Here is a 12659-nt window from a genome sequence, read left to right as displayed (position 1 = left end):
ATGGCGGACACCTTCAACTACCGCATCGACCACCACGGCAGCCTGGTCCGCCCGGCCGGCCTCGCCAGGATCGGCGCACAGCAGGCGGTCGAGGACGTGGTGGCCTTCCAGCGCAAGCTGCGCTCCACGGTCGTCACCGACGGCGACTTTCCCCGGGAGGACTTCCGCAGCGCGGTTCTTGACGGAGTATCAGGATTCCGTCGTACGGACGAGAGGGGCTCCGACGGCCTGGTCCGGTGGGTCGCCGAGTCCCTGCCGAAGGCCAACGGCCCGCTGGTGGCGGAGTGGGTCGAGCGGCTGGCCGAGCTGACGGTGATCGCGCCCAAGGTGTCGCTGCCGTCCCCGGCGTACCTCGCCGCGACCACCTTCCAACCCGGCCTCGGCGTCTCCTCCGCCCGTGAGCTGGGCGAGGCCCTCGCGGAGATCATTCAGGCCGAGATCGCGCTGCTGGTGTCCAAGGGCGCACGGCTGATCCAGCTCAACAACCCGCTTCTGCTGGGTCAGTTGGGCACCGATCCGGCCGGCCCGGACGCGCTGTCCTTCGAGGACGCGCTCGCCGTCGACGCCCTGGCCGTCCGGCTGGACGAGCGCCCCGAGGGCGTCCGGATCGGCGTCTGCCCCGGCTGGAGCGCACCGGGGGAGGTGGACCGGGCCCGCGCCGAGAAGCTGTACGGCGAGATCGGCGCCGACCGCTGGATCCTCCCCTTCGACCAGGGCACCGCCGCCGAACTCGACCTCGTCAGGGCGCTCCCGGAGGACCGGGACGTCTGCCTGGGCATCGTCGACCCGACCGTGCCCGCGCTGGAGGACATCGACACCGTGATGTCCCGCATCGACGCGGCCGGCGAGTTCAAGGACGTGGAGGACGCGGCCCTGTCCCCGTCGAGGGGCTTCGCCGACGCGGCAAGCCGCCCGTTGCTGACCACCGAGCAGCAGCGCAAGAAGCTGGTCTTGGTGGAGACACTCGCCCGGTACGTCTGGGGAAACGAGTTCTAGAACGCCGTCAGGGGCGCGGGGCTGTATCGATTTGCGGCTCCGCCGCGTGAGCGCGACAAGCCACAGTCCACCCGCGCCCCGACACGGAACACAAGCCAGGCAGACGCTAAAGCACCTCGGCGAACGTAACGGAGCGCTCCGTGAGCAACGGCCACACCGCCCCCACGACCAGCTCCCGGAAGTGGCCGGAGGCCTTGTGCGCCTCGAACCCGGCCCGGTCCGTGTACCGCTCGTAGAGCAGAAAGCCGCCGGGCTGTCCTTCGACCGCGTGCACCTCGTACCCCTCGTTGGCGGGCTCGGCGCGGGTCTGCTCGCGCGCCTTCAGCAGCGCGGCGCGCACGGTCGCCTCGTCGGCGGGGTCGCAGCGGTAGTGGGCGACGACTGCGTAGGACATGAACGTGTCTCCTCGGATCGGGTTCGACCCGGTGATTCCAGCACGGACCCGCCCGTGTCCGACCCGCGCACGGTGCAACCAATGCCTGCTGCCGCGGAGCTGGTGGCACGCCCCCGACATGGTGTGTTGTCGCATTCCGCACCCGTGGCCGACGAAGGAAGTGACCCGACATGCGTACCGTGGAGACCCTCTTGGGCGGGGAGTGGACGGCGAGCGCCGAATGGATCGACGTCCTCGATCCCGCCGACGTCCGCACCCCGATCGCCCGTGTCCCGGCCCTGGCCGCCAAGGACGTGACCCGGGCCTTCGACCACGCGGAGCGCGGGTTCGCCCTCTGGAAGCGCACCAGCCCCTTCGAGCGGGCGCGGGTCTTCACCGACGCGGCCCGGCTGATCCGCGAGCGGGTCGAGGAGATCGCCGCCGACGTGACGGCGGAGAACGGCAAGACCCTCGCGGAGGCGACCGGCGAGACGCTCAAGGCCGCCGACTTCCTGGAGTACTACGCCGGTCTCGCCCGCCAGGGCTACGGCACCCTTCTGCACGACGTACGGCCGAACCACCGCACCCACACCCAGCGTGAGCCGATCGGTGTGATCCTGGTGATCAGCCCGTGGAACGACCCGCTGATCACCCCGGCCCGCAAGCTGGCCCCGCTGCTCGCGGCCGGCAACGCGGCCGTCTTCAAGCCGGCCACCGAGACCCCGATCTCGGGTCTGCACTTCGCCAGGGCCCTGCACGACGCCGGACTGCCCCCGGGCGTGCTGAACGTCGTGACCGGCCGGACCGCCGAGATCGAGGAGGCGCTGCTCGACGACCCGCGGATCGTCGGCATCACCTTCACCGGCTCCAACGCCGTCGGTAACCGTATTCGACGCCGTCTCCTCGACCGCAACGTCCGCTTCCAGGGCGAACTCGGCGGCAAGAACGCCTCCGTGGTCCTCAGGGACGCCGATCTGCCGGCCGCCGCCAGGGCCGTCGTGGCCGCCTCCTTCGGTCAGGCGGGCCAGCGCTGCACCGCCACCAGCCGCGTCGTCGTCGAGCGGCCGGTGTACGAGGAGTTCACCCGGCTGCTGGTCGCCGCGGTCGAGGCGCTCGAGGTCGGGCCGGGGAACGACCCGGCGACCACGCTGTGCCCGCTGTCGAGCCCCAGGCAGCGCGACAGCGTCCTCGCCGACCTGGCCAGGGCCGTGGCGGAGGGCGCGACCGTCCTCACCGGCGGCGGCCCCGACACCGAGGGCGAACGGGCGCACGGCTGCTATGTGCGGCCGACCGTGCTCGGCGAGGTCACGCCGGGGATGGCGATCTGGCGGGAGGAGGTCTTCGGGCCGGTGCTCGCCCTACACGCGGTAAACGGTTTCGACACGGCCGTCGACGCCGTCAACGACTCCGATTTCGGCCTCGCCGCCGCCGTCTTCACCCGCGACCTGTCGAACGCCTACCGCTTCGCCGACGAAGCCGAGTGCGGGCAGGTCGCCGTCAACACCACCACCACCGGCTGGGACGTCCATCTGCCGTTCGGCGGGTTTCACGACTCCGGCACGGCCTACAAGGAGCAGGGCGAGGAAGTCCTGCGCTTCTCCACGCGCGTCAAGACCGTCGCCGTCCACTTCGGCGGCTGACGATCGGCAGCAGCGAGAAAGAGAGAGGAGCTGTCGATGGCTGACGAGACGATCGGCGTCGTCGGCGCCGGCATCGTGGGGCTGGCCACGGCCCGCGAGATCGCCCTGAGCCGGCCCGGCACCCGGGTCGTGGTCCTCGAGAAGGAGCGGGAGGTCGCGCTCCACCAGACCGGCCACAACTCGGGCGTCGTCCACGCCGGCATCTACTACACGCCCGGCAGTCTCAAGGCCGACCTGACCGTCCGGGGCGTGTCCCTGCTGCGCGAGTACTGCCAGGACCGCGAGCTGCCCTACCGCGAGCTCGGCAAACTGGTCGTGGCCGTCCGCGAGGACGAGCTGGGCCGGATGAACGACCTCTACGACCGCGCCCGCAACAACCACGTGCCCGATCTGCGCAGGATCTCCCGCGAGGAGATCCGGGAGATCGAACCGAACGCCGGCGGTGTCGCCGCCCTGCACTCCCCGCGCACCGCGATCACCGACTATCCGGCCGTCGCCCGCGCCTTCGCCGAGGACGTCGTCGACTCCGGAGGCGAGGTGAAGCTCGGCTTCCCGGTCACGGGCGTCACCGAGGTGCCCGGCGGCATCGAGGTGGCCTCCGGGCAGGAACGCGTGCGCGTGGACCGGCTGGTCCTCTGCGCGGGACTGCACTCCGACGCCGTGGCCAGGCTCGCGCAGGACCGGCCGGAACCGCGGATCGTCCCGTTCCGGGGCGAGTACATGCTGCTCAAACGGGAGCGGACGGACCTGGTGCGCGGGCTGATCTACCCGGTGCCGGATCCGCGCTACCCGTTCCTCGGCGTCCACTTCACGCCACGCGTGGACGGCTCCGTGGAGGTCGGCCCCAACGCGGTCCTGGCCCTCGCCAGAGAGGGCTACACACGCACCCGGATCTCCCCCAAGGACCTGCTCGGCCTGGCCGCGTACCCGGGCGCCTGGCGGATGGCGGCCCAGCACTGGCGCACGGGCTTCAGGGAGTACCGCGGATCGTTCTCGGCGGCGGCCTTCATGAAGGACGCCGGGCTGTACGTCCCCGGCATCGGCGTCCAGGACGTCGTACGCGGCGGAGCGGGCGTGCGCGCCCAGGCCCTGGACCGGGACGGCACCCTCCTGGACGACTTCCGCATCCATCGGCTGGGCCGGGTCACCGCCGTGCGCAACGCGCCCTCGCCGGCCGCCACGGCCTCCATGGCGATCGCCGAGCACATCGCCGCCGCGGTTTTCGCAACCGGTTCCACAACAGGGCGCCCGTGAGCCGGGAAACGCCCTGCGAACAGGGCGGATTCACGCAACAACAGCTTGCGCTCCCAGGGGCTCCGCAAGGCCTTTCCGCCCGCCTAGCGTTCCCTCCGCAACGCCCCACCGCCTGCCTGACCGCCTGCCTGACCGAGAGAAGGAAGTACGGGACATGTTCGTCGTCGACACGCAGATCCACATCTGGCTGGAAGAGACCCCGGACCGCCCCTGGGTCCCCGGAGCCCGGGAGCGGATCCGCCTCAACGGCCACCGCGAGGACCCCTTCTCCTACGAAGAGGCCCTGGAGCTGATGGACGAGGCCGGCGTGAACCGCGCTCTGATCCTGCCGCCGTCCTGGGAGGGCGACCGCATCGACTACGCCCTCGAAGCCTGCGAGGCGCATCCGGACCGCTTCGGCATCATGGCCCGCATCCCGCAGAACAAGCCCGCGGAGGGCAAGGCGATGCTCGCCGACTTCGCGCAGAATCCGCACGTCAAGGGCACCCGCCTCACCTTCCACCGGCCGCAGGACCGCAACTGGATGATCGACGGCACCAACGACTGGTACTGGCCGATCGCCGAGCAGCTCGGCATCCCGACCATGGTCCACGCCCCCATCTGGAAGCGGGAGCTGGGACAGATCGCCGAGAAGCACCCCGAGCTGAAGATCATCATCGACCACATGGGCATCATGGCGCGCTGCGTCGACGACTCGATCGGCTACTGGGTCTCGGAGACCGCCGACCTGGCCGCCCACCCGAACATCTACGTCAAGGTCTCGGCGCTGCCGGGCTACTCGACGCAGCCGTTCCCGAACAACAACATCCAGAAGTACGTGCGCGAGATGGTCGACAGGATGGGCCCGCAGCGCTGCTTCTACGGCACCGACATCACCCGCCTGCTGGGCCACGGCATCACCTACACCGACACCATCGAGCAGTTCACCAAGCACTGGGACTTCACGCCCGAGGAGCTGGAGTGGATCATGGGCCGCGGTATCTCCGAGGTCCTGAACTGGCCGATCGAGGGCTGAGGACACACCAGAGATGACGGACAGCACCCACGCGCCCGGCCGTGACGGCGGTGATGCCTTCGTAGCCGCCTTCAACGCCGTCGGCGCGGACTACCTCTTCTGCTCGTCGGGGTCCGAGTGGGCCCCGGTGTGGGAGTCCCTGGCCCGGCGCCACCGCGACGGCGAGCCGGCGCCGCGCTACCTCGACCTGACCCACGAGACCGTCGCCGTCGGCATGGCCACCGGCTACGGCCTGGTCGAGCGCCGCCCGCAGGGCGTACTGCTGCATGCGGCCCCCGGTCTGCTCCAGGGCTCGATGGCCGTCCACGGGGCACTGCTCGCGGGCGTCCCCATGGTGGTCTCCTCCTCGGAGTCGACCACCTACGGCGACGGCCCGGGGCAGGACCCGGGCGGCCAGTGGTACCGCAACCTGTCCATCGTGGGCGGCCCGCACGGCGTCGCGGGTCCGTTCACCAAGTGGGCCAACGAGGCCGCGAGCGTGCACACCCTGCCCACGATGATCACGCGGGCGGCGGAGCTGGCCCGGCGGGCGCCCTCGGGACCGGCGTACCTCAACATCCCGCTGGAGATCCTCCTGGAGGACTGGGACGGCCGTGAGGCCAAGCCCGTCGTGCCGCCGGGCTCCACCCACAGCTCGCCCGAGGAGGTCGACCCGGTCGCACAGCTGATCCGGGAGGCCCGCAACCCGGTCGTCGTGACCGAGACGGCCGGCCGTGAGGCGGGCGGCTTCGAGGCCCTCGTCGCCTTCGCCGAGGCGTGGAGCATCCCGGTCGTCGAGCCCGACTCGGCGGTGTGCGGCAACTTCCCGCGCACCCACCCGCTGCACGCCGGCAGCGACATCGGGCCGTGGATGGACGAGGCCGACCTCATCCTCCTGGTCAACTGCCGCGCTCCCTTCTACCCGCCGTCGCGTCGCCCCTCCAAGGCGCAGATCGTCGTCATCGACCAGGTGCCGCAGCGCCCGCACGTCGTCTACCAAGTCCTGTTCGCGGACCGGTACTTGGAAGGCGACGTCGCCAACACCCTGCGCCAGCTGGCCAAGCGGGCGAAGGATCTCGACGAGAGCGCCGTGGCGGTCCGCCGGGCGGCTCAGCAGGAGCGGCACGCAGCCGAACAGGCCGCGATCGCCGCCGCCGAGGCGAAGGCCGCCGCCCGACCGGACGGCATCGACCCGGTCCTGGTCGCCGCCACCCTGCGCAGGCTGCTCGACGGACATGACGGCATCGTCGTCGACGAGACCATCACCCACAGCCGGACCGTCAGACGCCATGTCCGCACCGACGCCCCCGACTCGTACTTCTATGTGCAGGGCGGCCTCGGCCAGGGCATCGCGGTCGCCCTCGGCGTCAAACTCGCCGCGCGGGAACGGCCGGTGGTGCTCACGATCGGCGACGGCGCGTTCACGTACAACCCGGTCATCCCGTCGTACGACGCGAGCGCCTCCTATCAACTCCCGCTGCTGATCGTGGTGTTCAACAACCGCGTCTACAAGTCCATGAACCTCAACCACCGCAGGTTCTACCCCGAGGGCGCGGCCGCCGAGACGGGGGAGTGGCTCGGCACCGATCTGCACCGGCTGCCCCGACTCGCCTCGTTCGCCGAGGCGTTCGGGATGCATGCGGAGACCGTCGACGCGCCGGATGCGTTGGCGCCCGCGCTGGAGAGGGCGCTCAAGGCTGTCGCCGAGGGCACCACCGCCGTCGTCGATGTGCTCGTCGACCGCTGAGCGCCTTGCGGGACTTGTCGTCCACCCACTGCGGGCCGCCTGTGGCTGGTCGCGCAGTTCCCCGCGCCCCTTTCGGGGCGCTGCAACCCAGGAGGTTTCGTCATCATGTCCGCCACACCCCCCAAAGTCCTGGTGTCTGCAGAGGACCTGCGTTCCTTCTCCGCCGCCCTCCTCGAGAAGGGCGGCCTGAGCGCCGAGCACGCCCGCGTCACCGCCGACGTGTTCGTGTGGGCGGCGCTGCGGGGTGTCGACTCACACGGGATCGCTCGGGTTCCCGCCTACCTGGATCTGCTCGCCAAGGGCGTCGCCAACGCGCAGGCCGAGATCAAGGTCGAGTCGACGACCCCGGCCGCCGCCGTCCTCGACGCCGACCGCGCCCCCGGTCCGGTGGCGCTGAGCGCGGCCGCCGAGGAGGCGGTACGGCGGGCCAGGGCGACCGGCATCGCCTCCGTCGGGGTCCGGCGTACGGTGCACACCGGCGCCATCGGCTACTACGTGTCGAAGATCGCCGAACAGGGCATGGTCGGCCTCGGGTTCGTCGCCGGGATGCCGAACATGGGGTACACGGGCGTCAAGGGCGCGGCGGTCGCCACCAGCCCGCTCGCCATCGCCGTACCGACCGCCGAATCGTCGGCGCACGCCCCGCTGCTGCTCGACATGGCCACCGCGACCATCGCCCTGGGCAAGATCCGCCAGGCGAAGGCGAGCGGCACACCGCTGCCGGAGGGGGCCGCCGCCACCGAGGACGGCACCCCGACCACCGACCCGGAGAAGGCGGTCATGCCGCTGCCGCTGGGCGGGGCGAAGGGCTCGGGCATGTCGTTGGCCTTCGAGCTGCTGACCAGCGTGCTCGTCGGCGCGCCCATCTTCGCCTCGTTCCACTCGGACGACCCGGCCGGCCGTGCGCACCGGCAGAACGCGCTGCTCATCGCCGTCGACCCGGCGGCCTTCGGGGGCGCGGACGCGTTCGCCGAGGCCGTCGACGCCACCCTGGACACGCTCAAGGGCCTGCCGGTCGCGGACGACGCCGAGGGCGTGTTCTACCCCGGCGAGCGCAGTGCCGCCGTGGCCGTCGGACGGGGCGAGAAGGGCATCCCGGTGGCGCCGAAGGTGTGGCGCGACCTCGCCGAGCGCGCCGAGAAGCTGGGCGTCGCCCTCCCGGAAGTCGCCGGATAGGGACTGGCGCGGGGGCCCCGGGGACGCCGAGGGGGCAGCGGCGGGCCGTGGGAGGGGGAGCTTCCGCCTCCCCCGGTCCCTCAGGAGGCCGCCGCGGTCGCCTGTCTGATGTGACGGGCGATCAGGGCGTAGGTGGCGCGGGCCCGTTCGTCGTCCTTGGTGTCGTAGCCGTGGTCGGCTCCGCCGACCTCGTGGTGCTCGACGAGGGCGCCGACCGTGCCGAGGCGCTCGGCGTACCGCGCCGCCTCGTTCCTGAGCAGGTCGTACTCGGCGGTGATCACCAGCGCCGGGGCGATGCCCTTGAGGTCGGCGGTGTCCGCGGCCCCCGCGGGCGAGACGAGCCGGTGGGCGCGCTCGCGAGGGTCGGGCACATAGGCGGTGTCGAAGATCTCCCCCATCCAGGGCCGCAGCATGGGCTTGGCGACGGCCGCCTTCTTGGCCTTCGCGGCGGTCGCCAGGTCCAGCGGCGGGTAGTGCAGCACCTGGAGCGCCATCGCGGGGCCGCCCTGCTCCAGCGACTGCCGGGCCGCGGCCGCGGTGAGTCCGCCGCCGGCGCTCTGCCCGCCCACGGTGAGCCGCCCGCCGTCCCAGCCGTGCTCCGCGCCGTGCCCGGCCACCCAGCGGACGACGTCGTACGCCTGCGTGGTCGGCGCCGGGAACGGGTGCTGCGGGGCGACGACGTACTTGACGTTGACGACGACCACGCCCGCCTCGACGGCGAGGAACCGGCACAGCGCGTCGTCCACCTCCGGCATCGACATGACATAGCCGCCGCCGTGGAAGTTGATGTGCACGGGCGGGCGTGTCGCCGTCCCGGTCGGCGGCGCGTACACCGTGACCGGGGCCGGGGCGACGGAGGTGGGGACCGTCAACTCGCTGACATCGCGCGGGTATTCGGGGAAGCGGGCCTGCCAGGCGGCCGACGAGCCCGGGCCGCCGGAGCGTCGGCTCGCCAGCCCGGTGAGGCCCTGCATCGTCTTGGCGGCGAGGGCGGCCACCCCCGGTCGGGCCAGGATGGACATACGCGTTCCGTTCGTCGAGCCGTACCGGCGATCGCCAGGATTCCTGATGATGGGAACGGGGCGAAGCTAGCACGGCGCGACCCGGATGCGCACCCACGCGTCACTCGCGCCGGGCCACGATCCGATAGGCGTTGGACACGCCCAGCCGGTGCGACAGCGGCCGCACCGCGAACCGGTCGAGCAGGGCGCTCACGATCAGCGCCGGAATCCCGGCGAGCAGCAGCACCCCGCGCACCGTGCGGCGCAGCGCGTTCGGCGGCTCGGGCAGCCACGGCGCGTCCTCGCGCGGCGCCGCGTGGTCCAGCGCCAGCCAGACGGCGGCCAGCAGATCGACCGGGTCGTGCGGTTCGGCGTGCTGCTCCGCCACCACGGTGAAGCCCAGGTGCGAGAGCCGTTCGCGCAGGTTGGCCACCGGCACGAAGTGCAGGTGCTGCGGCTGCAGCCAGGGCAGCCACCAGCGGCCCAGGAGCCGGGCGTATCGGCTCTCGGGGTCCGGCACCTCGATGAGGAGATGGCCGCCGGGTCGTACCGTCTCGCGTGCGGCGCGCAGTTCCCGGTCGGGGTCGGTGCTGTGCTCCAGGTAGTGGAACATGCTCACCACGTCGTAACGGGCGGCCAGTTCGGGCGCGAGGTCGGGGAAGGCGCCCCGGTAGCCGTGCGCCACCCGGCCCTCCCGCTCGGCGAGTTCGACGCCGTCGGTGAAGTCGAGGCCGTCGAACGTCGTGTCGGGCAGCACCTCCTGGGCGGTCGCGCAGAAGTGACCGTGCCCGGTGCCGACGTCCAGCCAGGTCTTCGGCGCGGGGTCGTGCGGCAGCATCGACTCGACCCGCCCCCGGTACATCTTCGTACGGCCCCCGAAGGTGTCGCCGAGCTTCTTCTCGCCCAGCCCGTCGTAGAAGTCCCGGTAGTAGAACTCCAGTCCCGCCGCGCTCAGTCGAGGGTTCTGGAAGGTGTGCCCGCAGCCCCCGCACCGGTCGAGGACGAAGCGGCCCGGCTTGTGCTGGAGCAGGTCGGTGGTGCGCAGCCGGGTGGTCAGCTCCGTCGATCCGCACCAGGGGCAGGCGGTGCGCCGGGGCTCGAAGAGGCGGTCCGGGCCGGCGGCGATGTCCGCCTGGTAGGCGGGCCGCAGCCCGGCGATCCGCTCGGCGGGCTTGGTCTCGTCGCTCATCTGAACTCCCTGGCCAGTTCGTCGAGTCGGTCCGCAGCGGCGGGGGCGCCGCCCGCGGCGCGGAACGCCTTGCGGATCCGGTCGGCCGCGACCCGGTATCCGGGGTCGTCCAGGACGGCGTCGATCGCCGCGCCCACCTGCCGTGCGCCGGCCCGGCCGAACCGCACCCGCACCCCGGCCCCCGCCTGCGCGACCTGCCCGGCGACCACCGGCTGGTCGTCGCGGATGGGGGCCACCACGAGCGGCGTCCCGTGCCACAGCGCCTCGCACACGCTGTTGTGCCCGGCATGGCAGACGACCGCCCCGACTCCCCTTTCCAGCAAGGCGAGTTGGGGCACGGACGGCACGACGAGCACGTCCTTGTCGTCCGTGTCGCCCTTGTCCTCGTCCTGGGCCGGCTGCAGCGTGCCGCCGGGGTCGACGATCACTGCCTGCACCCGGTCGGCCCGCTCCCGCAGCGCGCTTCTGCACACGTCGAGGAACCGGCCGCCGACGTCGGTGTTGGCCGTTCCGAGCGTGACCAGCACGGTCGCTCGACCGGTGTCGCCGGGCGCGTCGCCGCGGGCGTCGAGCCACTCCCAGGGGAAGTCGGACGCGGTCGGGCGGGCGGTGATCGACGGTCCGACCCAGCGGACCCCTGCGCGGGAGTCGCCCGCCAACTCCGGTGTGCTGAAGGCGAGGACGAGATGCGGCGAGAAGCGGGGGTCGGCGGCGCCCGCCGGATCCCCGACGGCGGCCCGCAGCCCGGCCAGTCGCTCGTCCAGCCACCGTCCGATCTTGGGCAGCCCGGAGAGGGGGTCGGTGAACTCGGCCGAGGTGGTCGCCGAGGTCGCCCACGGCAGCCCCAGACGCTCCGCGACCAGCGCACCGGCGAAGGCCTGCTGGTCGGCGACGACGACGTCCGGCCGGAACGCCTCGACGGCCGTCCGCACCCCCGGCGCCATCGCCTCGGCCAGCGGCAACAGGTACCACTCCCACAGGAACTTCAGCGCTTCCGGGCCGCGCAGTTCGGCGGGCCGCTCGCCCGGCGGAGCCCCGGCGCACGCGAAGACCGCCCCGGCCCCGGAACCCGCCAGCCGCAGGACCAGCTCCGGGTCGGGGCACGCCCACGCCACCAGGTGTCCCCGCGCGGTGAGTTCGGCGGCGACGCCGACCGTCGGGTTGATGTGCCCCACCAACGGCGGCACGACGAACAGGAATCGGCTCACCCGGCCGCCTCCGCCGCGACCCGCCCGGCCCCGTCGACGAGGGACAGGATGTGCCCGCCGACCGTCCCCGAGGCCTCCACCAGGACCGAGTGCTCGTGCCCCGGGATCACCACGGTCCGGCAGTCCGGCAGCACCGCCTCCAGCCAGGGCGCCTGACCGGCCAGGTCGGAGTCGCCGCCGTACAGGCCGAGCACCGGGCAGCGTACAGCACCGATCTGATCATCCGTCAGTACCCGGCTCGCCGGGATGTCCCGGCCGAGCGAGGTCTCGCGCACCAGACGGGCGGCTCCCTTGGCGAGGCGGGCGGTGTGGTGGCCGCGGTGGGTGGCGATCCAGTCGATGGTCTCGGACTCGCTGTGGGCGAGCTGCGTCACCACCCGGCTCAGGATGTCGTCCAGCTTCACCGCCCAGGCGGGGGTGGCCGGTTCGGACTCGATGAGACTGACGCTCGCCGCCCGCCCCGGATGCCGGGCCGCGTAGCCGAACGCGATCGTGCCGCCGTAGGAGTTGCCGACCAGGTGCACCGGGCCGCGCACCCCCAGCCGGTCCAGGAGCGCCTCCAGGTCGTCGATGTTGTGGTCCAGGGTGTAGCCCTCGGCGGGTCGTTCACTGCGGCCGTGGCCGCGCAGGTCGTACATGACGACGTCGAGGCCGGCCGCCGCGAACGCGGGCGCGACGGTGAAGTAGTAGCTGGCCAGGCTGTCGGTGAGCAGACCGTGCACCAGCACCACGGTGGCGGTGGCCGGCCGGCCCTCCCGGGGGCCGAGCCGCTGTACGTGCAACCGGACCGTGCCGGTGTCGACCATCGCCATGACTCAGCTCGCCTCCGCGGCCTTCAGGCTCGTCACGACGTACTCGACGAGCCGTCCGACGGTCAGCTCGATGATCTCGTCGAACTCCATGCCGGCCAGGAACTCGGCGAAGTTGACCCGGTCGCCGTACCGTTCCTGGAGCAGACCGGCCAGGGTGACCAGGTCGATGCTCTCCAGCTCCAGATCGCGGTTGAAGGTCGTCCGCATGCCGATCTCGACGTCGTCGAGGCCGTACTCGTCCTCCAGGAGCCGCGCGAGCATGCCGGTGA

General features: G+C 72.2%; 12 protein-coding genes. 6 read left to right on the top strand and 6 right to left on the bottom strand.

Annotated elements, in window-relative coordinates; translation table 11 throughout:
• The gene (locus ABZ725_RS44280; RefSeq protein ID WP_358808026.1) at window positions 1-996 is read left to right on the top strand and encodes a methionine synthase II (cobalamin-independent)-like protein; all 996 of its coding nucleotides are present in this window, start codon (window positions 1-3) and stop codon (window positions 994-996) included.
• A gap of 106 nt (window positions 997-1102) precedes the next feature.
• On the opposite strand, the gene ABZ725_RS44275 is transcribed toward ABZ725_RS44280, so the two are convergent.
• The gene (locus ABZ725_RS44275) at window positions 1103-1390 is read right to left on the bottom strand and encodes an antibiotic biosynthesis monooxygenase (RefSeq protein WP_358808025.1); all 288 of its coding nucleotides are present in this window, start codon (window positions 1388-1390) and stop codon (window positions 1103-1105) included.
• A 170-nt stretch (window positions 1391-1560) separates the two neighbouring features.
• Here ABZ725_RS44275 and ABZ725_RS44270 point away from each other — a divergent pair, with 170 nt between their 5' ends.
• From ABZ725_RS44270 to ABZ725_RS44250, 5 genes are all read left to right on the top strand, one after another.
• Entirely contained in the window at window positions 1561-3009 is a 1449-nt protein-coding gene (locus ABZ725_RS44270) for an aldehyde dehydrogenase family protein (RefSeq protein ID WP_358808024.1), read from the top strand.
• A gap of 36 nt (window positions 3010-3045) precedes the next feature.
• Window positions 3046-4263 carry an L-2-hydroxyglutarate oxidase gene (gene lhgO, locus ABZ725_RS44265; protein ID WP_358808023.1) on the top strand — a complete coding sequence of 406 codons (1218 nt, stop codon included), beginning with the start codon at window positions 3046-3048 and terminating at the stop codon, window positions 4261-4263.
• A gap of 154 nt (window positions 4264-4417) precedes the next feature.
• On the top strand, window positions 4418-5278 hold the full coding sequence (locus tag ABZ725_RS44260; protein ID WP_351917909.1) for an amidohydrolase family protein: 861 nt from the start codon (window positions 4418-4420) through the stop codon (window positions 5276-5278).
• A 13-nt stretch (window positions 5279-5291) separates the two neighbouring features.
• Entirely contained in the window at window positions 5292-7004 is a 1713-nt protein-coding gene (locus ABZ725_RS44255) for a thiamine pyrophosphate-dependent enzyme (protein WP_358808022.1), read from the top strand.
• Window positions 7005-7109: 105 nt separating this feature from the next.
• Window positions 7110-8180 carry an Ldh family oxidoreductase gene (locus tag ABZ725_RS44250; RefSeq protein ID WP_358808021.1) on the top strand — a complete coding sequence of 357 codons (1071 nt, stop codon included), beginning with the start codon at window positions 7110-7112 and terminating at the stop codon, window positions 8178-8180.
• Window positions 8181-8260: 80 nt separating this feature from the next.
• On the opposite strand, the gene ABZ725_RS44245 is transcribed toward ABZ725_RS44250, so the two are convergent.
• The 5 genes from ABZ725_RS44245 to ABZ725_RS44225 all read right to left on the bottom strand — a co-directional run bounded on the left by ABZ725_RS44245 (window position 8261) and on the right by ABZ725_RS44225 (window position 12651).
• The gene (locus tag ABZ725_RS44245) at window positions 8261-9202 is read right to left on the bottom strand and encodes an alpha/beta hydrolase fold domain-containing protein (protein ID WP_358808020.1); all 942 of its coding nucleotides are present in this window, start codon (window positions 9200-9202) and stop codon (window positions 8261-8263) included.
• Window positions 9203-9302: 100 nt separating this feature from the next.
• Window positions 9303-10370 carry a class I SAM-dependent methyltransferase gene (locus ABZ725_RS44240; RefSeq protein ID WP_358808019.1) on the bottom strand — a complete coding sequence of 356 codons (1068 nt, stop codon included), beginning with the start codon at window positions 10368-10370 and terminating at the stop codon, window positions 9303-9305.
• Window positions 10367-11578, bottom strand: coding sequence for a glycosyltransferase (locus tag ABZ725_RS44235; protein WP_358808018.1), 1212 nt, complete (start codon window positions 11576-11578; stop codon window positions 10367-10369). The genes ABZ725_RS44240 and ABZ725_RS44235 overlap by 4 nt, the downstream gene beginning before the upstream one ends.
• Window positions 11575-12390, bottom strand: coding sequence for an alpha/beta hydrolase (locus ABZ725_RS44230; protein WP_358808017.1), 816 nt, complete (start codon window positions 12388-12390; stop codon window positions 11575-11577). Before ABZ725_RS44230 ends, ABZ725_RS44235 begins: the two co-directional genes overlap by 4 nt.
• Before the next feature lie 3 nt (window positions 12391-12393).
• Window positions 12394-12651: an acyl carrier protein gene (locus ABZ725_RS44225; protein WP_358808058.1), complete on the bottom strand. Its 258-nt coding sequence runs from the start codon at window positions 12649-12651 to the stop codon at window positions 12394-12396.
• Between the last annotated feature and the right edge of the window lie 8 nt (window positions 12652-12659).

It is taken from the genome of Streptomyces sp. NPDC006872 (assembly GCF_040635845.1).
In the GTDB taxonomy this organism is placed as follows: Bacteria; Actinomycetota; Actinomycetes; order Streptomycetales; family Streptomycetaceae; genus Streptomyces.
Note: the sequence above shows the minus strand (reverse complement) of the source record. Positions and strands in the feature narration are given on the sequence as shown.

Coding starts and splice junctions, on each gene's coding strand:
- ABZ725_RS44280 (WP_358808026.1), top strand. CDS start 1: ATGGCGGACACCTTCAACTACCGCATCGACCACCACGGCAGCCTGGTC.
- ABZ725_RS44230 (WP_358808017.1), bottom strand. CDS start 12,390: ATGGCGATGGTCGACACCGGCACGGTCCGGTTGCACGTACAGCGGCTC.
- ABZ725_RS44255 (WP_358808022.1), top strand. CDS start 5,292: ATGACGGACAGCACCCACGCGCCCGGCCGTGACGGCGGTGATGCCTTC.
- ABZ725_RS44275 (WP_358808025.1), bottom strand. CDS start 1,390: ATGTCCTACGCAGTCGTCGCCCACTACCGCTGCGACCCCGCCGACGAG.
- ABZ725_RS44250 (WP_358808021.1), top strand. CDS start 7,110: ATGTCCGCCACACCCCCCAAAGTCCTGGTGTCTGCAGAGGACCTGCGT.
- lhgO (WP_358808023.1), top strand. CDS start 3,046: ATGGCTGACGAGACGATCGGCGTCGTCGGCGCCGGCATCGTGGGGCTG.
- ABZ725_RS44225 (WP_358808058.1), bottom strand. CDS start 12,651: ATGCTCGCGCGGCTCCTGGAGGACGAGTACGGCCTCGACGACGTCGAG.
- ABZ725_RS44270 (WP_358808024.1), top strand. CDS start 1,561: ATGCGTACCGTGGAGACCCTCTTGGGCGGGGAGTGGACGGCGAGCGCC.
- ABZ725_RS44245 (WP_358808020.1), bottom strand. CDS start 9,202: ATGTCCATCCTGGCCCGACCGGGGGTGGCCGCCCTCGCCGCCAAGACG.
- ABZ725_RS44260 (WP_351917909.1), top strand. CDS start 4,418: ATGTTCGTCGTCGACACGCAGATCCACATCTGGCTGGAAGAGACCCCG.
- ABZ725_RS44240 (WP_358808019.1), bottom strand. CDS start 10,370: ATGAGCGACGAGACCAAGCCCGCCGAGCGGATCGCCGGGCTGCGGCCC.